We start from the raw sequence: 20,702 nt of genomic DNA on the forward strand, positions 1-20,702 counted from the left end.
ATCCTACCAGTAACAACCTCGTAGCCATAGGGAAAATTATCACGTTTTTATCTCGGTATTTGTTACAATTAACTTTTATTCCTGTTGTAAAAATAATCATCATGAAAGCAAGCACCTCACGCGCAAAACTACACCCTCGTAATCAACATTTAAATGGCTACGATCTTGACCTATTAACTGAGCAGCATCCTGCACTTTCTGCTTTTATTATTACAACACCTGCAGGTACAAAAAGTATTGATTTTAGCGATAACAAAGCGGTAAAAACCCTTAATCAAGCCCTTTTAAAAGCCCATTACAATGTAGATTTTTGGGATATTCCACAGCATAACTTATGCCCACCTATTCCGGGACGAGTAGACTATATTCATTATTTGGCAGACTTATTAGCCGACGATAACCAAACGCAAATTCCCACTGGCCGTCAAGTTAAAGTATTAGATATTGGCACCGGCGCTAATTTAGTTTACCCGCTCACAGGTGGGCATGAATATAACTGGCATTTTACTGGCACCGATATTGACCCTGCAGCCATTAAAGTAGCAAAACAAATTGCGCAATTTAATAATTTAAAAATAACCTTAAAACAGCAAAAAAATGCCGCAAATATATTCAAAGGAGTTATAAACAGTAAAGATCTGTACCACTTAACGCTGTGTAACCCGCCGTTTCATGCCAGCAGCGAAGACGCTGTTAAAGGTAGCGAACGTAAATGGAAAAACCTTGGCAAAGCACCTAGCAGCACACTTAACTTTGGTGGCCAAAATAACGAGCTATGGTGCGAAGGCGGTGAAGTGCAATTTATCTCTAATATGATTAAAGAAAGTGCAGCCGTTGCAGAGCAAGTAATGTGGTTTACCTCTTTAGTGTCGAAAAAAGATAATATTGCGGCTTTAGAGCAAGAATTAAAACAACACCCTATAGCCCAATATAAAATAGTTGATATGGCACAAGGGCAAAAAGTTAGTCGTTTTATTGCTTGGAGTTATTTTGATAAAGCTACGCGTGAGCAAATTTGCGAAGAACTCGAATAATAATATAGTAAGGATTAACCCTATGATAGATTTTCGCTCAGATACGGTAACTAAACCCTCTAAAGCTATGCGCGATATAATGTATAACGCCCCTGTAGGCGATGACGTATATGGCGATGATGAAAGTGTTAACCAACTAGAAGCATATGCATGTGAGCGCTTTGAATTTGCGGAGGCACTTTTTTGTAGCTCAGGTACTCAAGCTAACTTATTGGCGTTAATGGCACATTGTGAGCGCGGAGACGAATACATTTGCGGCCAAAGTGCCCATAACTATAAATTTGAAGGCGGCGGCGCAGCCGTTTTAGGCTCAATACAACCCCAGCCAATTGAAAACGAAGCAGACGGTACACTTTGCTTTAATAAAATAGCGGCGGCAATAAAGCCTGATGATAATCATTTTGCCAACACTCGCTTATTAAGCCTTGAAAACACCATAGGCGGTAAAGTACTTGCTCTTGACTATCTTGCTGCAGCGCGCAAGTTTGTAAACCAGCACAGCTTATCGCTACATCTAGATGGTGCTCGCGCGTTTAATGCAGCAGCCGATCTTAATGTGGATATAACTGCCATTACTCAGCACTTTGATTCTGTTTCGATTTGTTTATCTAAAGGGTTAGGTGCGCCAGTTGGATCGTTATTGCTATGTTCAAAAGCGCTGATTAGCAAGGCAAGACGCTGGCGAAAAGTACTTGGCGGCGGTATGCGCCAAGCAGGAATGTTAGCAGCAGCAGGGCAATACGCACTTGAGCATAATGTAAAACGCTTAAGCGATGATCATGCTAATGCGCGCTACCTAGCGCAGCAATTAAGTACACTTAATGGCTTTAACGTTAACATGAAAAACACCACCAACATGGTTTATGCCAGCTGCGAGCCTAATATAAATATACAGCAGCTAGCAGCTAATTTAAAAGCGCAAGGAATACTGTTTAGTCCAAGTAAGCAACTTAGGTTAGTAACTCACTTAGACATAACTAAAGCAGATATAGACACCTTTATAAAGGCATTAGCGGCCCATATTTAACGCGGCTTTATAATGTTTGCGGCACACCGATTCATACCGGTTGTTGCCGCCTATTTCTACTTGGTTACCATCGGCTATTGCATCGCCATTTTCATCGGTACGCAATACGTGGTTGGCTTTGCGGCCACAATGACACACAGTTTTAAGCTCTACTAGCTTATCAGCCCAAGCAAGTAAATACTGCGACCCGGTAAATAGCTCACCTCTAAAGTCGTTACGTAGGCCATAACATAGTACCGGAATACCCAGTTCATCAACCACATCGGTTAACTGCATCACTTGCTCTTTAGATAAAAACTGGCATTCGTCAACTAGTACACAATGGCGTTTTTTATCTTGATTTAGTGACTGTATAAGCGCAAACACATCTTTGTTTTCATCAAAAATATGCGCATCGGCTTGCAGCCCAATTCGCGAAGATACCTTGCCTACTCCCGCTCTATCATCAATTGCAGCTGTGAGGATCACCGGCTCCATACCACGCTCTTGGTAATTAAATGCAGATTGTAATAAAGTGGTTGATTTACCCGCATTCATTGCAGAATAATAAAAGTATAATTGCGCCATTGCTGTGCCTTCAGATAAAAAGTGCGCTTATGCTACCTCAAACGAGCGTTAATACCAATTTGGTTTATGCATTTTATGCATTAAGAACTGATCATCCGGTTTCGTGCTGCAATAACCATTGTTTTCTTGCAAGTCCACCCGCGTAACCTGTTAATTTTGCGTTTGCGCCAATAATACGGTGGCACGGTACAATAATACTTATTGGGTTTTTGCCATTAGCAGCGCCAACAGCGCGCACCGCTTTGGGGTTGTTTAATACCTTAGCAATATCGCCATACGTTTTAAGTTCCCCATAGGGAACATTAAGTAATGCCTGCCATACACTTTGTTGAAACACGGTTCCTTGGGTATCTAAAGGTACTGTAAAGGTAGTGCGCTGCTTAGCAAAATACTCATTAAGCTGCGCTGCGGCGCATAAAATAGCGGCATTAGTCACTTCGCTAAGCGCTGTAATGGAGTAATTTTTAGGTGGATAAAAACCCACATAGCTCACGCCGTTTTCGCTGCCTTGAATAATAATATCGTCGATAGGACTCGGTAGTAAGGTTTGAATTATCATCAGTTTACGGCAAGGATACTCGGTACTTTAGTGCCGAGAGGAATTGCCGCCTCCATTAGTTGAGTTAACGTAGTGGTTCGAGCAGAAATCCGAACCGTGTTTTTCTTAATGTTAGCGCTGGCGTGAACCTTATCACCTAAAATAGTTTCTAGGGCAAAGTAGCCTGAGCTACGCTTGCCTTTAACAAAACCAGTACCTTGTGGTGTTTGTACAAAGTCGTGTTTTTTTAGGCCAAATAGCTTGCCGACTGGTATCCGCTTTTCGGAGCGGATACCCTTTGTCTGTTGGTAGTCACCAGAAGCCACATGACGTTTACGTAAAACATGTTTGCCTTGTTGTACAAGCTCGCCATCTTCACAACAAATTGACACAGCATCATAGTAATGAGTTTTCGGCAAGCCCAATACTTGTTCGCGCTTAAATTTGGTCACGTAGCCAAACGTTTCTTCAAAATCCCAGCACTGTTTTAACTGGGCTTTGAGTATACCTATTTCAGTCGCATGTTTAGTCTTTGAGCGCTTCACTTTCAGCTCAAACTTTCCTGCATGTAAATCATTATGGCACGTCTCGCATAGTGCTATTAGGTTACTGGGTGCATCAGTGCCGCCCTGAGAACGAAATACTTTGTGGTGTACGTGCAGCTCAAGTTGTGCTTCGTTTTACGTCCACTTTGACATTTATAATTGTCACGCTGCAATACGTAGGCTTTAACGTTGTAGTAGCCCAGCAGTGCGCCTTGCTGGTAGCCGGCACTAGTCACAATTGGGTTAGTTATCTTGTGTATATCGAAGCTAGCAGTTTCAACCTTCCAATGTGAAATTGGTAATTTAGATACGTCAGTGCGCAAAGCCACCCCGCTTTGATAAATCACTTTACCATTTGCGATAGCTGCACAGCCAACGTGTTTACTGCCAGTGTCCATGCCAGCAACTACGTGCTGAGTATGGCCGCTCGACCCATGCAATAATTTGATTGTGAACGGGGTACGTTTGACTACCTTAGCCTTACCATTTTTAAGCAGCTTACGTGCTTTAGCGGCCTTGCAAGGCATCAAAGGCTTCCCGTGCTTGTTAAGTACATACGCTAACATAGCGCGTATCTCCTTCGAGTAGTGCGTATAACTGTGCTTGAGGCACACAGCAAATTCGACTTCCTCTCGACCAGATAATTTAGCTTCGCAACGTGGTTGACTGCCCATAACTCAATAGGACTGTTTACAGTGCCACGAAAGAGCTTGGAACTGAGGCGGCATTCCAAGGTTTCTACATCTAAATTATCGTTTACTAACATTTCTAATCCTCAGTTAGTGGTCTGGTCAACAAGCGCTTTTACAAGCTCATCCCTTTAGGGGTGAGTAGTTGACTATAATTGCTGCCATAGTTGAAAAGTTAAATATGATCGAAATGGCGCGCAGTTATCGCTGCTAAACACGGCCACAGCGGCTTGCGCTTTTTTAACACCTAAATCACCATCGAGTAAAATATCGGGCTGACTTTGGCCACGTAACTTTGCATAGTTTACCGTCCACGGGCCTATGCCCTTTAAATTTAGCCATAAATCTAAATCGTCACATTGTGGGTTTAACGTGCAAAACTGCGCCAAATTATACAATGCATTTTTACGCGCTTGAGGCACTTTAAAAAACGCAAAATCACTGTTTACCAATTGCTGTGGGGTTGGAAAATAAACAGCCCCGTTGCACTGCTCCCCCAACTCACTAACAAGTTTAGTTACTAAATTATGCGCAGCAGTAACACTTACTTGCTGCCCAAGTACCGCGCGAATGCCCGCTTCAAAACTCGACCAAATTCCTGGTAGGCGCAGCCCTTCGCTCACCGCAAATGCATTATTAATATTATCTTGTATATGCATTGTGATTAAATTTATATCGGCGTCTAAATCAAGTACTCGCCGAATATTGGTAATAACTTGCTGTAAGCAATGCGTATTATTAATCGTTATTGCCACTTTAAAGTGATTTTTTTTAGCTATAAACTCGGCATTAAAACTGCCTTTGCAGTGCTCGTCTGAAAATGTACGCCCATAACTTGTCGCTGTTATCCACTCCATAGGCGCAATTAAGCGTTTTGCTAAAAACTGCTGCATAGCAGGCCAATTATATGGCGGCCTAAAGGGAAGAGTTAAATTGAGAGTTGAGTTTACAATAGAGCTAGGTGCTTTATCGCTGCTGCGTAATTTTGAAGGGGCAATATTTAGTTGCTGTAAAAATGCGTCGTTAAAACGTCTAATGCTATTAAATCCCGCTGCAAAAGCAATGTGCGTTAGCGGTAGAGTGGTTTCTTGGATCAGTTTTTTAGCAAAGTGACACTGATTGAAAAGACGGTATTGCGTGATCGAAATACCAAAGTGCTGAGTAAATAAACGCCTTAAATAACGGCTACTTACCCCTAACCTTGCCGCGAGTTTTTCGCAATCATAACAAGCACCTTGATCAATTAACTGTTTTGCTCGCAGTGCCGTGGTTTTAACTCCTTGCCAAGCAAAGCTCCCCGGCGCACTATCGGGCCTACACCGCATGCAGGGTCTAAACCCCGCTTTAGCAGCATTATGTGCATACTGATAATAGGTAACGTTTATTTCATTAGCCGTGGGGGCTGGGCATATTGGCCGACAATATATACCGGTACTTTTAACCGCCACATAAAAAAGCCCATCAAAACGAGGATCGCGACTCTGCCGTGCTTTTTGCCAGTGTTTATCATTCATAAACGCACACACTAATTACTAATAAGAAGCTTAAGCTTAAAGTATACGCCACACTTTACTAGCCAATTTCGGACCTTAACCATATAAGTTAACCAAAGGCAGGAGTTATATGGTTAAGCTACTGTTTATTATGTAACGTGTTAAAAGGCACTCTGCCTTATTTGGCAAAGTCGATTAACTCTTGCCCTGTTAAGCGATAAATAATCCATTCATTTTGCGGCTTAGCGCCCATACTATCGTAAAAGTCTATTGCGGGTTTATTCCAATCTAATACCACCCATTCAAAACGCCCACAATTTTTATTCAGCGCTTGATTTGCTAAGTGCTTCATTATTGCTTTACCTGCCCCTTTACCGCGGCTATCAGGGCTTACATATAAATCCTCTAGGTAGAGGCCGTTTTTACCAAGCCAGGTAGAGTAATTATAAAAATAAACAGCAAAGCCAATGGGCTCGTCGCCATCAAAGCATATAATGCTATGCGCTGTTGCGCCTTCACTAAAAAGGGTATTTAAAATGGCTTGTTCATTAGTTTTAACTGCTTGTGGCTCTTTTTCATAAATAGCGAGCTCATTAATAAAGTGCAAAATGGTTTTTGCATCACTTGCTTGCGCATCACGAATGTCGATTGTGTTTGTCATACTGCTTTAACCTTAAAAATATTGCTCTAATTTATCTTTTAAAATATCAAGTTCAATTGGCTTGCTTAAATAATCATTCATGCCAGCTGCAATACACCGCTCTTTGTCTGAATCCATGGCATTGGCTGTTAATGCTATAATTTTAATTGCTTTATGCTGCTCGCCAGCCTCACCTTTACGTATTGCAATAGTGGCATCATAACCATCCATAACCGGCATTTGGCAATCCATTAGTACAACTTGAAAGTAACCTGCTTCATGTTTTGCGAGTTCCTCTAAAGCACGTTGACCATTTTCGGCTAAGACTGTTTCGCAATTGAGCTTTTTAAGCATTAAAGTAGATACTTGCTGGTTTATTGGATTATCTTCAACCAATAATATTTTAGCAGGCTCAATGGTTTTGGCTTTGCGCAACGATGAAATATACCCAGATGTTACCAATGGCAGTGCTTCGTGCTGCTCGCTATTAGTAATAACCGAAAGCGCAGAAATTAAATCGGCGGTTGTTACTGGCTTTGGAAAGTAAGCCTGAAAGCCTGCGTCAGAATAGCGCTGAGCCCCCTCTAAGCCTGCAATACTGGTCATCATTACTAATGGCATATGTTTGTAATCTGCATGCGCTTTTAATACTTCACATAACTCTATGCCATCCATGCCGGGCATTTGCATGTCTAATACAGCTATGTCATACATGCCCTGATTGTTTTTAACTCTATTTTCACAAATTAGCAGCGCATGTTCGGCATTATTTGCCAGCTCAACATTAGCTCCCCAGTGCTTGAGCTGCTCTGAAATAACCAAACGATTTGTTTCGTTATCATCAACCACCAATATACTTAACCCATTAATATTAGCCTTTGGCATATAGCGCTCTTGTTGATCGCCCTTTAGCACCTCCATGGTGACGATAAACTCACTCCCTTGGCCAGCATTACTTTTAATTGCAATAGCGCCTCCCATTAGTTCACATAACTGCTTACTTATAGCAAGACCAAGGCCAGTGCCTCCATATTCTCGAGTAGTAGACGCATCTACTTGCATAAAGGGTGCAAATAACTGTTGTTGTTTTTCTTTGCTAATACCAATACCAGAATCTTTTACGCTAACTTTCAGTATTAGCTGGGCTTCAATACGCTCAATAGATGCGCTAACCACCACTTCGCCTTCGTTTGTAAACTTAACGGCATTACTTAATAAATTAGTTAATACTTGGCGTATTCGCCCTGGATCGCCACTTAACTGCGATGGCTCTAAGGCAACCAAATCTAAAATTATTTCTATGCCTTTATTTTGAGCTGTTAATGCTTGCGCTGCGGTTACTTCACCAATTAAATCGCGGGCATTAAAGTTAATACTCTCTAGCTCAATTTTACCTGCTTCTGCTTTTGAAAAATCTAAAATATCGTTTATTACACCCAGTAATGAATGCGCACTGGTTTTAGCAATTGCTACTTTAGTTTCAATAGGCTTGGGCAGTTGCTCTAACTGAATAAGCTCAAGCATGCCTAAAACACCATTCATTGGCGTACGTATTTCATGGCTCATAGTTGCTAAAAACTGACTTTTTGCTACACCGGCTTCTTTTGCCAAAACCAAGGCTATTTTTAATTCCTCAGCGGTTTGTTTACGGCGTTGTGACACTAAGGTACTGCCTACTAAAGTTGCTAAAGAGCGTAAGTAGGTTTCTTCACTTTGCGTCCATTGGCGAAACTCCCCAACGGTTTCTGCGCATAAAATACCTAAATTTCCGTCACCGGTTGTAATAACGGCATCTAGCATAGATTTTATATTATTAGGTTTTGCATAGTGCTCAATAAAATCAACGGTAGCGGGATGATTATAAACATCGTCAATGGCTATTAAGTTTTGTTTATAAATAGCTTCGTAGTAGGCAGGGTAATCCTCTGCACTGAGCTGTGCATTACAGCAATCAACACCTTGCCCTTGTATATTTAAACTATGGCAAATCATTAAATCGCGTTGTTCGTTAAAAATCCAAATAGAAGCGCGCTGTACATCAAGCACTTCACACATAGACTTAACGGCTAATTTTTTCACCTCTGCCACATCACTGCTTTGCACTTCAGGTGCAACAGTAAGCATGGCTAAGCTTTTGTTGTAACGATTGGCTTTTTCGCTTTCAAGTTCAAGTCGCTTATGTGCATCAATACTTTGAAAAGAGCCAAAAACACGAATACACTGGCCGTTTTCAAACTCACTTTGCCCTATTGACTTAACCCAACGTTCTTGGCCAGTGTAAGTAACAATAATAAGCTCAATATTCCAGCTTTTCCCACTACTTATTGCACTTTCAAAAAGGGCATTAATTTTATCTCTGTGATAGCCTTCTTTATAATGATTTATTGCGGTGGCTATATCTGGAGAGTAACTCTGTGGCACTTCGTGAATTGCGCGTACTTCGTCTGACCAATAAAGCGTTTGCGCTTTTAAGTCTATTTCCCACGCACCTATTTGCCCCTGTTTACTCATAGATTCAAGCAGGCTTTGCTGACGTGTTATTTTTAATTGCGCCTGATAACGCTCTGTAATATCGAGTATAAAACCATCTAAATATAATACGTTTCCGTCAGTGTCATAAATGGCTTGGCCTTTTTCATTTACCCAACGTACTTCATTACCTTGCGTTATGATCCGGTATTCAACAGACCAAGGCGTGTGCTCGTCAATGCACTTAATAATCGTTTTTTCAATATCGTCACGATCGTCCGAGTAAATTATTTCTAAATAACTTAACTGCTTATTCTCTAATATTGCCTCAGCGTCATAACCCGTAAGCTCTTTAGTTTGCTTACTCATATAAAGCATAGTCCACACTTTATCGTACTTACAGCGGTAAATAATGCCTGGAATATTGCCTACTAACGAGGCAAATTGGTCACGACTATTTTGTAATTCTAGCTCTGTTGCTTTTTGTTCTGTAATATCCAAATGGGTACCTATCATCCGCTTTGGTGAGCCATCATCATTCCATTCAACCACTTTTGCAGTGTCTAGTATCCATACCCAATGACCTTGTTTATGTTTCATACGTGCTTCATTGACGTAATAGTTTGTTTCACCAGAAAAATGAGCGTTTAATTTTTGCTCCGAAACGATTAAATCGTCTGGGTGGGCATACTTATACCAAGTGCCTATTACTGCTGGGCCTAACTCATCTAAGGTATAGCCAATTATTTCAGCCCAACGGTGATTAAAAGTGACTTTACCTGTGTCAATGTACCAATCCCAAATTCCCACAGCGGTAGTGTCTATTACCAACTGTAGTTGTGCTTTATGCTCTTCTAGCTCTATTTCTTGTAACTTTAATGCGGTTAAATCTGTTCGAATGGCTATATAGCTCTGTGGCTTAGCATTTTCATCTAAAAATGGCGCTATGGTGGTATCTACCCAATATAAATTACCTTGCTTGGCTTTATTACATATTTTCCCATGCCATACTTTTCCCTGTTTTAGGGTTTGGTACATTTCTTTAAAAAACTGTTTTGGGTGAGTGCCCGAATTAAGAATACGGTGATTTTTACCTATTAACTCGTGTTCGTCATAACCACTTATTTCACAAAACTTTTTATTAACAAAAGTGATAGTGCCTTTTAAATCTGTTGCAGCCACAATCGCGTGCTCATCAAGTGCACTTTTTTGCTCTGCTAAGTGCCTTAGCACAACCTGTAGTTCAGCCCCTTGTTTATAAAACTCTGTTAGTTGTTGCTGTTTATTTTCGGCCAATTTACACAGCTTACTCGATAACAAATTAAACTCTTGGCTGTCGGGTAAAATAGGTACTTGGGTGCTTTTCCCCTTGGTAATTTTATCAACAAGGGCTGTTAAGCGCCTTAATGGATGAAACAATACTCGACCAAACCACCAAGAGCACGCTAAAACAGCCAACAACATAAGCAGTGTTGCCAAAGCAAAATACTTAATAGAATAAGTATTTGTTAGCTCCTGAACATTCGGCTTAGACACTAATAGCAGCCAGCTTTGATCACCCAAAAAATTCAGCTGACTAACAAAGCCATACATTACATCATTATTTTCGTTGTTATAGGTAAACGTTTTTTGCATTAATTGTGTTTTATTTAATAATGTTTGCTCTGTTGATGGCTGTTGGTTTAATAAAGGCAAACTATTACTTGGCAATAAACTAAAACTAAGCTCGCTGTTTTTAGCATACATTGCATTTAATTGATTCATTAGCCACTGGGGGTTTATATCGGCTAAAAGAATACGGCTTAATTGTTGCTCCGTATTATATATACCAAGCGCAATAATAAAATGTGGTTGTTTTTCAATTAAAAATGATTGAAATGAAGGCGTTGCATGCTCACTCAAGCTAGTATGGATATTAGTTAACGATTGAGGAGCTATTTTGCTAATAAAAGAAGATGTAGGTGTAGCAAGCAAAGCTGCGCTATCTATTAGCTCTACATTATTTACAAATTCGTATACGTTAACAAACTCAGTTATTGCACTTTGTTGTTGCACAGAGTTAGTCGTTAACTGGTTTTTAAGTAACTTAAAATCTTTAATATAATCAGCCAGCCAAAAGCGACTAAACTGCTGAGCAATATTTGTTACCTGTTGTAATTCAGTTTGGGCGTGTTGTTCTAATGTATTATTTATTCGCTTAAAGCTCAGCCAAGAAAACAAACACAAAGGTATTAATGCAATAACTACAAAGGCTATAGTTAGCTTACTTTGTACAGACTGTCCTTTACCTGCTAGCTTTGTGAAGCTCAAACCTTTATTCATACCTGAATTACCTAGTAATTTTACCCATTTTAATACTATGTATTAATGCATTAAAAAGCCTAAGACGCAAGTTTTGCGCTAATAAGCCCATGAATTTTTTATGTGTTTTACAAACAGTACTGCTACCTGGCTTTTAACTAAATATACGCCTAAGTATACACAATGAGTTAGCTAAGTTTCATCAAGCCCCGTGTAGCTGTTTTTAGCTGCTCGTGATATAACAATCTTAATATAAGTAGTTACTTGGGGATATTATGGGTCATGACCATGCACACAGCCATGTAGACGACAGCCAAAGTAACAAGCAACTCGCGCTAGCTGTTGCCATTAATGTTCTGCTTACTGTTGCGCAAGTTATTGGCGGAATATTTTCTGGCAGTTTGTCACTCATGGCAGACGCACTGCATAAACTTAGTGATGCAGCCGCTATATTTATTGCCCTTGTTGCGCGTAAAATTGGTAACAAACCTGCCGATAACACACATCACTTTGGCTACAAGCGCGCCGAAATTTTAGCTACTTTGTTCAATAGCAGTACATTAATACTGATAGGTGTGTATTTAATTTTTGAAGCTATGAGCAGTTATTTAAACCCGCAGCCAATTGATGGTTGGATCATAGTGTGGGTGGCTGCATTTGCCCTGCTAATAGATTTAATCACTGCACTTTTAACTTACCGAGCTGGCGCAAATAGCAGTATGAATATAAGAGCAGCTTTTATTCATAATGTATCTGATGCGATGGCGTCTGTTGTGGTTATTGTTGCAGGTACTTTAATTATTTTGTACCAGTGGTATATAGTTGATTTAATTGCGACAATTTTAATTTCTATTTATGTTATTTACCATGGCGTGTTACTGCTTAAACAAAGCTGTCGCATTTTAATGCAAGCTGCGCCTAATAACTTTGATACCCAAGCTGTTACATGCGCTCTCACCAAAAACTTTAATATAGAGCAAGTAATAGCTATAAAAGTATGGCAATTAGATGATAAAACCAGCCATTGCGAACTGCTGATTAACGCTCATAACTCACTTGATTTAGCAGCCGTTAAACACTTTTTACAGCATAATTTTAATATTGAAAACTGCATAATAGAAAAGCACAATAATTTATAATAAAAATAGCTTTATAAACAAACTTTCAATTGAAAACTGCTCTCATTATCATTTACAATTAGGGTTCTTAGCTCACAATTGAGATGCCGTTTTTGAAACTTTGGTTACGTAAAATTCATTTGACACTTGCCCTACTCAGCGGGTTGTTTTTATTAATAGTGAGCCTCAGCGGAGCGGTGTTAATTTACGCAAAAGATCTACAACACCTTATCCAGCCCGAAAAATGGCTAGTAACGCCTGCAGAAAAACCGCTAAATTTCGACACTTTAATAAACAGTGTGCAAACTCAAACCCAACAAAAAACTGTTTTTTTAATGCCTGAACAAAACCCTACTATGGCATGGCAGTTTAGATTAGCTAATAATCACTACGCGAGCGTAAACCCCTACACCAGCAATGTTATTTATACTTACCAAAGTACAGATACAATTTATGGTTTTACGCTTGCTTTGCATCGCTGGTTATTATTTGAGAGCAGTGACGGTAATAAACCATTTAAAAATTGGATGTCGGTATGTGCATTACTGCTGTTAATAAACGTATTAATAGGCTTTTATTTATGGGTAAAACCTAAAAACCGGATAAAACGTTTAGCTATAAAACCTAAAGCAAAACTAAGAGTACTGCTGTATCAGCTGCATACTGTGTTGGGAGTTTACTTTTTTGTGCCATTAATACTGATTGCCTTTACGGGTATGGCGTTTAATTGGAAAACGCAAACGCAGTCTGTTTTAGAACTGGTAACACAAAATAAAGTAACAAACAGACCTGCGCCTCCCAAAATACCTGTGCTTAAAAATACCGAATTACAATACAATTTAGCAATTAATAATGCTCAAGCCATATTTCCAGAAGGTGAGCTATATAGGGTATACCTGCCTAAAAAAGCGGATGACGCGATTGCTTTAAGAATACAAAATCCCGGCGAAAGCCACGCTTACAGCTGGGTTTGGACTAATCCATTTACTGGTAAAGTATTAAACTCATTTGACGCCAGTAAAACCAATTTCACCACACAAGCATGGAACTTTAAATATGCCTTTCATATTGGTAATTTTGCTGGGCCAGTTGTACAGTTTTTATGGCTACTAATAACCCTATCACTGAGCTTTTTTATTGTAACGGGTGTTTACTTTTGGTTAAAAAGACGAAATCGAAAATAATTATCATTAACACTTGTGGCCGTTATTGTTAATAGTTATCATTACCAAAATTAATTATTTATCTGAGTTACCATGTTAAAAACCTCACTTTGCTTACTTAGCGTCGCTGTTAGTGCTTGCGCAATTGCCGATGAAAATAGTAAAAACAAATATTCTGCTGATCAGTTAGAACACGTTATTGTGTCGGGTAGTCGTATATTTGAAAGTATTGATGAAGTTCCTGCTTCAATTACTGTTATAAATCAGCAGCAAATTCAACAACACTTAAAAGTAAACCCAGAACTAAGCAGCTTACTCGCACAAATGGTACCAGGATTGGCTCCTAGCACCGGCAGCTCCAGTAACTCAGGCCAAACACTGCGTGGTCGCGCACCTTTAGTTATGATTGACGGCGTGCCACAATCAACTCCACTGCGTAACGGTTCATTAGGCATAAAAACGCTAGATGCCAGTGCCATTGCACGCATAGAGGTTATTAAAGGAGCAACCTCGATTTATGGTAATGGCGCTGCTGGCGGCATAATTAACTACATAACAAAAAAAGCGAAAAGTGACGGCCAGCCTGAGGGCGAAATTAGTATTTCTAGCCGCTTTAGTGCTGTTAAGCTTGATGAAAGTGCCGGTGCAAGAATATCGGCAGCTATAAATGGTGGCTTAGATAAGTTTAGCTATTTAATAAGCGCCAGTTACGAGCAAAACGGTGTACAACGTGATTCAGAGGGTGATATTTTAGGCTTGCAATATGGTTTGTCCGACTCAGAAACACAAAACTACTTTACTAAACTAAGCTACGATTTTGATGATGATAAGCAACTAGAGTTTAGTTATAACTTTTATAGCTCACAGCAAAAAACTGATTTAGGGGATGTTACTGGCGACGGTAACATAGGTGAAAAAACCTATGCGATTCACGTACTCAAAGAGCTGCAAAAACCAGGTAAACCGCAAGGCCCCGAAGGCAATGTAAATATTACTCTTAAATACCTAGATTACGCCTTATTCGATAACACCCAAATGACCTTAGATCTGTACAAGCAAAATATAGAAAATGTATTTTTCTTTTCAACTAATTTAGCCAATCTTGATGATGGTTATAGCGGTGGTCAATCTGTTATAAAGTCAGATAAACTAGGCGCAAGAGCCACATTTAATAGCCAATTTGACTTTGATAATCTAACAACCACCTTAATATATGGTATTGATGCCCTAAACGATAAAACCTCACAACCTTTAGTTGATGGCCGTATATGGGTTCCTGAAATGGACATGGATAGTGTTGCTGGTTTTTTACAAACAAAGTGGGTAATTAACGACGATATTATTTTAAAAGCCGGTGTAAGAAAAGAAAGCATAGATTTAACGGTAGCCGACTATCAAACATTAAAGCTATGCAGAACCGCTACGCAATGTTCAGTACCACTAAGTGTGCGCGGCGATACCATAAATTACGATGCAACAACTTACAATGCTGGCATTAAATATAATTTAAGCCCTGCCTTTAGCCCATTTTTTAGTTACTCGCAGGGCTCTGATATATCAGACATAGGCATACTATTGCGAGCAGCTACTGTAAACGATATAGCGCTTATTCAAACACAAGCATCAATTATAGATAACTACGAAGTAGGTTTCACCTCACAATTTGATGACCTGCGCTTTGAAGTAGCAGCATATAAAAGCACGTCTGAGCTAGGAACCAGCAATAAATTTAACGATGTAACAGGCGTTTATGAGCCAATACGCGCGCCGCAAAAAATATGGGGCTTTGAAGGCTTAGTAAATTATGCCATTACCCCACAACTTAAATTAGTTGCCACATATAGCTACGTTGAAGGTAAAGATACCCAAGCCGATGAATACTTAGGTGCTAAACAAATTAGCCCACCAAAAGCGACAGCCAATTTAGCGTGGCAGGCCAGCGACGACATAGCTCTTACATTTAGCTATTTATACGTTGGCGATAGAAAGCGCTTTGATAAAAACGAACAAGGCCAATACGTTGGCGATCAAGGTCCTGTAAGTAGTTACGATATAGTTAATTTGAGTGGTCAATATCAAATTACTCCACAATGGAGCAGCTATTTTGGGGTCGAAAATTTATTTAACAGCGACTACTACCCTGCTCGTGCGCAATCATATACTTATGGTGGCTACAATATTAAAGGGCTAGGCACTACGGCAACTCTCGGTGCTAAATATCAATTCTAACTGATTTAAGTAACTTTAAAGGCATGTTAAGCATGCCTTTTTAAATTATATTAAAATATGTGTATTAACCCTCATCTCGCTCAATTAACAATACCTATTATAAAAATTAAAAACTGCTTACAAACCAAGTAATAACGCAAACTTAAATAAGAATCAAAACCAATAGTAACATAATGATTTTTATAGAGAAAACTTGCAATAGCTGCAGTTTGCACTACACTGGTCGCAATTGAACTTGTTAAGGTGATCTATCATGAAAGGTAATCAAAAAGTAATCGACGCATTTAATACATTGCTAGCCAACGAATTAGCAGCAATTGACCAGTATTTTATTCATTCGCGCATGTACGATGACTGGGGATTAGCTAAACTTTATGAGCGCCTTAACCACGAAATGGAAGAAGAGAAAGATCATTGTGACTGGTTAATAAAACGCATTCTATTTTTAGAAGGTGTGCCTAACATGACTAAACGTCGTGATTTATTAATTGGCACCGATGTTAAAAGCATGATGCAAAACGACTTAACACTTGAGCTTGAAGTAGTAGCTAGCGTAAAAGACGTAATCGCAATATGCGAAGAACAACAAGACTATCAATCTCGTGCCATTTTAGAAAAACTATTATTTGATACCGAAGAAGATCATGTTTACTGGTTAGAACAGCAACTTGGTTTAATTGATAAGATTGGAACGCAAAATTATCATCAAGCACAAATGGCTTAGTAGGAGTATATAGTATGAAAGGCGATAAAGACGTTATTGCAGCACTAAATAAAGTACTCGCTAACGAGCTTGTTGGTATTAACCAATACTTTTTACACGCACGTATGTTTAAAGATTTTGGCTTTAGTAAATTAGATAAAGCAGACTACAAAGTATCAATTCAAAAAATGAAAAACGCGGATCGTTTAATTGAACGTATTTTGTTTTTAGAAGGCTTACCAAATCTTCAAGACCTAGGCCGTTTACGTATTGGTGAAAACAGCGAAGAAATGATTGCTGCCAATATGAGCTTTGAACTTGATACAATTGATGAGTTACGTAGCGCAGTTAAACTGGCTGAAAGTAAAAAAGATTATATTACTCGTGAAGCCCTTGATCACATTTTAAATGAACAAGAAGAGCAAATTGATTGGTTAGAAACTCAGCAATTACTGATTGAAAATACCGGCTTAGAAAACTACCTACAGTCGCAGCTGTAATAGTAATTAACACGCATAAAAAAAGCAGCTTAAAGCTGCTTTTTTTATATCTAAATTTTGTAATGTAATTTTTAACTAAATTAAGCCACTTGATCCGTTATATCGGCAATTTGAATAAGCTTACGATTAAGGATCTTTTTAGTACAACCACAACACTTACCGCATTGGCTGCCCACTTTAAGCTCTTTAGTTAACTCACGCATGGTTGTTGCACCATCGTCAATTGTTTGTTCAATTTTTTTATCGGTCACACCGTGACATAGACAAATATACATGAATACAAACCACTCTCAATTACATTTAGTAGGTGCATACTAATCTAAATGGTAATGGTTATCAAACACTTTTTGCAGTTAATTATGTTATTTTTTGATCTTATTTTAAGCAGTGCTACACAGGTTAAAATAATCAGCGACTGTTTAAAAAAGTATATGTTCCAAAATTGTATGTCCGTTGAGGCCCTGTATTCAATTTTTAAAACAACCACTGAGCACCTGTACGCTTAAGCTATTCGTTTTAATTACTTATAGCGCTTAATCTATGGTTCACGATTTACTATCTAAAAGGTTTGTGGAATAATGCGCGTCTCTTAGGGGAGTAGCCCGCTTAGTAATATCAATCGTGTTGGAAAAGTGAGTAATTATAGCCTTGTATATCGCTACAATAACCACGCTTTAATATTATTGGTGTCACAAGTAAACTTATCAACATAATTGCACCTCACGTGCGTGGTAAGTTTGTAATGTTGTAGCAAGCATTATCGGCGAGACCTAGGTAGATAACTATCCTCAAGGCGGGAGATAGCTATTTGCCTTGGTTTAGTATTCCCGCCTGTAAGAATCAATAATGGAAGTTTTTTTAACCTCAACCGTCACTGTTGCCCTTGCGGAAATAGGCGATAAAACTCAGCTTTTATCGTTACTGCTCGCTGCTCGTTTTCATAATAAAATTGCACTCATTTTAGGTGTATTAGTCGCAACTATTATTAATCATGGCTTATCTGCTTGGTTTGGAGATTGGCTTAGTGGTAATTTTGCTATTGAGTACCTACCTTGGGTTGTGAATATTAGTTTTATTGTGGTTGGCCTTTGGCTGCTGATCCCTGATAAAGATGAAGCCGTGAGCCATAAATACGATCGCTATGGCGCATTTTTAGTCGCTTTTGTATTGTTTTTTATTGCTGAAATTGGCGATAAAACACAAATAGCCACTGTGCTACTTGGCGCACAATATCAATCGGTGTTGTGGGTTACTATTGGTACAACTGTGGGCATGTTAATTGCTAACGTACCGGTTATTTATGCAGGTAATGCGCTACTAAAACGCATTCCTTTAAATAAAGTGCGAATAATTGCAGCCAGTGTTTTTGTGCTGTTAGGGCTATATGGCATAGCAACTATTTAGGCTCAATACTTTTATTATTAAAAGCCCCCTGCTCATTATCCATAAACGAGGGCTTTTAATTTCACATCAGCTTAAGTATTAAAACTGATATTTAGCCGATAAGTAAACACGTCTTGGCTCACCCGGAAAATGCCCAGTGCGATTAATAAAGCCGCTTAATGCGTACTCTTTATCAAACACATTTTTAATTGATACTTGCCACGTCCAGTTTTCTAACTGAGTTTTCCAGGCCATATTGTAAATGGTATAGGGCTTTACATGGGTGCCATCTAAACTTACTTGCTGATCAACATAATCAAGGCCAGCAGCAATAGATGAGTTAATGCTGGGTAGGTCATAGCGAGTCCATATGCCTGCAGTATTTTGGGGGGCATTGGCAAACTTATCAGAACCAGCAGCTTGCGCTGAAAAGCCTTCGCTTTGCTCGTTTATACGGGTATCGTTATACGCGTAACTGGCCGTTACTACCCAGCTATCGGTTATGTCGCCAACCACCTCTAGCTCAAAGCCATCGCTTTGCACTTCACCTAGCGATTCTAGCTGGTCAATACCCGAATCATTTTGTAGTAAGCTTGTTTGCAAAATATTTTTACGCACAATTTGATAGGTCGCGATATTAATCGCCAAGGAGTCATCAAATAATTTAGTGCGCAAGCCTAACTCTGTAATATAGCTATTTTCTGGGGAGAATGGCCCACCTACTAACTCAGATTGGCTTGCCGCATCTTGCGGCAAAAAGCCTGTACCATAAAGCGCATATGGAAAAAACGTATCGTTAATATTATAACTGGTGCCAATACGCACCGTAACATCACTATCTGAAAACTCAGTATTGCTGATCTGATCAGTATCTTCAAAGTGATCGTAGCGTAGCCCCGCTGTTATATTCCACTTTTCGGTAATATCTAGTTGATCTTGCAAATAAACCCCGAGCCTTTTAGATTCAGTACTAACAAATCGTGGGGTTATACTTTGTAAGTCGTAATCGGCGCCCGATGTTAAACCATATTGCGGATTGATTAACGATAGTCCAGGTACTGGTCCGCCTTTACTTGCTTGTTTGGCGGTGCGGTATATAGCATCAAATTTAGCAGCATAATAATCTGCGCCTACTAAAAACACATGCTCCATATTCGCAATCGTTGTTTGTGCTATTAAATTAGCAGTTAAACTCAAGCCTTGGTTTTCGCGCGCTTGATCTCTAAATTCACGTTCACTCCAATCAACTACACCGTCATTATCGGTATCTAACAAGCCCCGCGGTTCGTGATAGTTTTGCTGTTCGGTATTAGTAAAGTAACGCGCTGTTACATCTATACTAAATATATCATTTAACTCATTTTTATAGGTTGCCTGATACACATCAGCTGACACTTTTTGATAATCGCTTGCTTCGTTATGGTTCCACTCACGATTAGCAATAAAGTCGCCGTTATCATCTACAGGTACGCCACGTAAACGGGCTCCTGCTAAGTCTTGATCTATATTAGTGTATTGCAGCACTAAATTTGACGCATTATCAAAGTCAAAGCGATAACCTAAATCGATAATGGTGTTGTCTTCGCCGGTGTTATACCTAAACGGATTTTGGCTTTCTTTATACACGCCCACTCTGTAGGCTTGTGTTTGCTCGTTGTTTACACTGCCTGTAGATTCAAAAGCACCACTAAAAAAGTCATCATTGCCAAGCTCTAGTTCTACTGTAGTTTTAGCAATATATTGTGGTTTTTTAGTCATGTAGTTAATAATGCCACCTGGATTACCACTACCATAAACCGCGCCACTTGGGCCTTTAAGCACTGCTACTTGCTCAATATTAAATAACTGCGGTACGGCAAAACCATTAAAAGGGTCACCTTTTACACCATCGTATAAAATTTCGTCTTGACGAAAGCCTCTAAATGTTACGCCCGAATAGCTAAAGCCATTAACGCCTGCAATGTTACTATATAAATCAGTAATTTGACGTGCTGCTTGGTCACTAATTAACGCTTGCGGTAATATTTGAATCGATTGAGGTATTTTTTCTAAGGGGGTATCTGTACGGGTACCAAATGCTGACTCGGTTGGCCTATATAACGAAAAAGCACGGCCTACTACTTCTATTTTTTCAATATTATTCTGAGCCGTTGCGCTATTGAGCGGTATTGTTGAGGGCGGTGCTGTTGTTGATTGTTCAGCTTCTTCGGCGGCAAATACACAGGTAGAATTAAATATAATTGATGAGATTGCGATAGATAAAAGAGTAAATTTCATGAGAGATAACTAACAATAATACAGTG

At 39.4% G+C, this 20,702-nt stretch carries 17 protein-coding genes; 8 read left to right on the top strand and 9 right to left on the bottom strand.

Features of this window, described 5'->3' with window-relative positions; translation table 11 throughout:
• The first annotated feature begins 101 nt into the window (after nt 1-101).
• Together rlmF and ltaE are read left to right on the top strand one after the other, a co-directional pair.
• The gene (gene rlmF, locus RB215_RS16665) at nt 102-1,034 is read left to right on the top strand and encodes a 23S rRNA (adenine(1618)-N(6))-methyltransferase RlmF (protein WP_041454980.1); all 933 of its coding nucleotides are present in this window, start codon (nt 102-104) and stop codon (nt 1,032-1,034) included.
• A 22-nt stretch (nt 1,035-1,056) separates the two neighbouring features.
• The gene (gene ltaE / locus RB215_RS16670; protein ID WP_309217199.1) at nt 1,057-2,061 is read left to right on the top strand and encodes a low-specificity L-threonine aldolase; all 1,005 of its coding nucleotides are present in this window, start codon (nt 1,057-1,059) and stop codon (nt 2,059-2,061) included.
• Here ltaE and RB215_RS16675 read toward each other — a convergent pair.
• The 7 genes from RB215_RS16675 to RB215_RS16710 form a co-directional block, all read right to left on the bottom strand.
• The gene (locus tag RB215_RS16675) at nt 2,044-2,628 is read right to left on the bottom strand and encodes a thymidine kinase (RefSeq protein ID WP_011329924.1); all 585 of its coding nucleotides are present in this window, start codon (nt 2,626-2,628) and stop codon (nt 2,044-2,046) included. The genes ltaE and RB215_RS16675 overlap by 18 nt on opposite strands.
• Nucleotides 2,629-2,719: 91 nt before the next feature.
• Entirely contained in the window at nt 2,720-3,187 is a 468-nt protein-coding gene (locus tag RB215_RS16680; protein WP_309217200.1) for a methylated-DNA--[protein]-cysteine S-methyltransferase, read from the bottom strand.
• Entirely contained in the window at nt 3,187-3,828 is a 642-nt protein-coding gene (locus tag RB215_RS16685; protein ID WP_375144268.1) for an HNH endonuclease, read from the bottom strand. Before RB215_RS16685 ends, RB215_RS16680 begins: the two co-directional genes overlap by 1 nt.
• The gene (locus RB215_RS17870) at nt 3,768-4,277 is read right to left on the bottom strand and encodes an RRXRR domain-containing protein (RefSeq protein WP_375144261.1); all 510 of its coding nucleotides are present in this window, start codon (nt 4,275-4,277) and stop codon (nt 3,768-3,770) included. Before RB215_RS17870 ends, RB215_RS16685 begins: the two co-directional genes overlap by 61 nt.
• 272 nt (nt 4,278-4,549) lie before the next feature.
• On the bottom strand, nt 4,550-5,914 hold the full coding sequence (locus RB215_RS16700; protein ID WP_208834957.1) for a DNA-3-methyladenine glycosylase 2 family protein: 1,365 nt from the start codon (nt 5,912-5,914) through the stop codon (nt 4,550-4,552).
• A 157-nt stretch (nt 5,915-6,071) separates the two neighbouring features.
• Nucleotides 6,072-6,554, bottom strand: a complete 483-nt coding sequence (locus tag RB215_RS16705) for a GNAT family N-acetyltransferase (RefSeq protein WP_309217202.1) — start codon at nt 6,552-6,554, stop codon at nt 6,072-6,074.
• Nucleotides 6,555-6,566: 12 nt separating this feature from the next.
• Nucleotides 6,567-11,324, bottom strand: a complete 4,758-nt coding sequence (locus RB215_RS16710) for a PAS domain-containing protein (RefSeq protein ID WP_309217203.1) — start codon at nt 11,322-11,324, stop codon at nt 6,567-6,569.
• 254 nt (nt 11,325-11,578) lie between these two features.
• Between RB215_RS16710 and RB215_RS16715 the strand changes: the two genes are divergently transcribed.
• From RB215_RS16715 to bfr (RB215_RS16735), 5 genes are all read left to right on the top strand, one after another.
• Entirely contained in the window at nt 11,579-12,442 is an 864-nt protein-coding gene (locus tag RB215_RS16715) for a cation diffusion facilitator family transporter (protein ID WP_309217204.1), read from the top strand.
• A 92-nt stretch (nt 12,443-12,534) separates the two neighbouring features.
• Nucleotides 12,535-13,605 (top strand): PepSY domain-containing protein, encoded by a 1,071-nt coding sequence (locus tag RB215_RS16720; protein ID WP_197107879.1) that lies wholly within the window; start codon nt 12,535-12,537, stop codon nt 13,603-13,605.
• A 72-nt stretch (nt 13,606-13,677) separates the two neighbouring features.
• Nucleotides 13,678-15,813 carry a TonB-dependent receptor gene (locus tag RB215_RS16725; RefSeq protein WP_309217205.1) on the top strand — a complete coding sequence of 712 codons (2,136 nt, stop codon included), beginning with the start codon at nt 13,678-13,680 and terminating at the stop codon, nt 15,811-15,813.
• A gap of 253 nt (nt 15,814-16,066) precedes the next feature.
• Nucleotides 16,067-16,537 (top strand): bacterioferritin, encoded by a 471-nt coding sequence (gene bfr, locus RB215_RS16730; RefSeq protein WP_011329914.1) that lies wholly within the window; start codon nt 16,067-16,069, stop codon nt 16,535-16,537.
• Between the two features lie 14 nt (nt 16,538-16,551).
• On the top strand, nt 16,552-17,016 hold the full coding sequence (gene bfr, locus RB215_RS16735; protein ID WP_011329913.1) for a bacterioferritin: 465 nt from the start codon (nt 16,552-16,554) through the stop codon (nt 17,014-17,016).
• 80 nt (nt 17,017-17,096) lie between these two features.
• Here the strand turns inward: bfr (RB215_RS16735) and RB215_RS16740 are convergent, their stop codons facing one another.
• Nucleotides 17,097-17,291, bottom strand: coding sequence for a (2Fe-2S)-binding protein (locus tag RB215_RS16740; protein ID WP_011329912.1), 195 nt, complete (start codon nt 17,289-17,291; stop codon nt 17,097-17,099).
• Between the two features lie 571 nt (nt 17,292-17,862).
• Between RB215_RS16740 and RB215_RS16745 the strand changes: the two genes are divergently transcribed.
• A complete protein-coding gene (locus RB215_RS16745) occupies nt 17,863-18,420 on the top strand; it encodes a TMEM165/GDT1 family protein (protein WP_011329910.1) in 558 nt (185 codons plus the stop codon).
• Between the two features lie 78 nt (nt 18,421-18,498).
• Here RB215_RS16745 and RB215_RS16750 read toward each other — a convergent pair whose 3' ends face one another.
• Entirely contained in the window at nt 18,499-20,676 is a 2,178-nt protein-coding gene (locus RB215_RS16750; RefSeq protein ID WP_309217206.1) for a TonB-dependent siderophore receptor, read from the bottom strand.
• Nucleotides 20,677-20,702: the final 26 nt, after the last annotated feature.

It is taken from the genome of Pseudoalteromonas sp. HL-AS2 (assembly GCF_031198805.1).
Classification (GTDB): Bacteria; Pseudomonadota; Gammaproteobacteria; order Enterobacterales; family Alteromonadaceae; genus Pseudoalteromonas; species Pseudoalteromonas nigrifaciens.

Bases quoted from the DNA above. Each gene is read 5' to 3' on its own strand.
- rlmF (WP_041454980.1), top strand. From the start codon at position 102: ATGAAAGCAAGCACCTCACGCGCAAAACTACACCCTCGTAATCAACAT.
- ltaE (WP_309217199.1), top strand. From the start codon at position 1,057: ATGATAGATTTTCGCTCAGATACGGTAACTAAACCCTCTAAAGCTATG.
- RB215_RS16675 (WP_011329924.1), bottom strand. From the start codon at position 2,628: ATGGCGCAATTATACTTTTATTATTCTGCAATGAATGCGGGTAAATCA.
- RB215_RS16680 (WP_309217200.1), bottom strand. From the start codon at position 3,187: ATGATAATTCAAACCTTACTACCGAGTCCTATCGACGATATTATTATT.
- RB215_RS17870 (WP_375144261.1), bottom strand. From the start codon at position 4,277: ATGTTAGCGTATGTACTTAACAAGCACGGGAAGCCTTTGATGCCTTGC.
- RB215_RS16700 (WP_208834957.1), bottom strand. From the start codon at position 5,914: ATGAATGATAAACACTGGCAAAAAGCACGGCAGAGTCGCGATCCTCGT.
- RB215_RS16705 (WP_309217202.1), bottom strand. From the start codon at position 6,554: ATGACAAACACAATCGACATTCGTGATGCGCAAGCAAGTGATGCAAAA.
- RB215_RS16710 (WP_309217203.1), bottom strand. From the start codon at position 11,324: ATGAATAAAGGTTTGAGCTTCACAAAGCTAGCAGGTAAAGGACAGTCT.
- RB215_RS16715 (WP_309217204.1), top strand. From the start codon at position 11,579: ATGGGTCATGACCATGCACACAGCCATGTAGACGACAGCCAAAGTAAC.
- RB215_RS16725 (WP_309217205.1), top strand. From the start codon at position 13,678: ATGTTAAAAACCTCACTTTGCTTACTTAGCGTCGCTGTTAGTGCTTGC.
- bfr (WP_011329914.1), top strand. From the start codon at position 16,067: ATGAAAGGTAATCAAAAAGTAATCGACGCATTTAATACATTGCTAGCC.
- bfr (WP_011329913.1), top strand. From the start codon at position 16,552: ATGAAAGGCGATAAAGACGTTATTGCAGCACTAAATAAAGTACTCGCT.
- RB215_RS16740 (WP_011329912.1), bottom strand. From the start codon at position 17,291: ATGTATATTTGTCTATGTCACGGTGTGACCGATAAAAAAATTGAACAA.
- RB215_RS16745 (WP_011329910.1), top strand. From the start codon at position 17,863: ATGGAAGTTTTTTTAACCTCAACCGTCACTGTTGCCCTTGCGGAAATA.
- RB215_RS16750 (WP_309217206.1), bottom strand. From the start codon at position 20,676: ATGAAATTTACTCTTTTATCTATCGCAATCTCATCAATTATATTTAAT.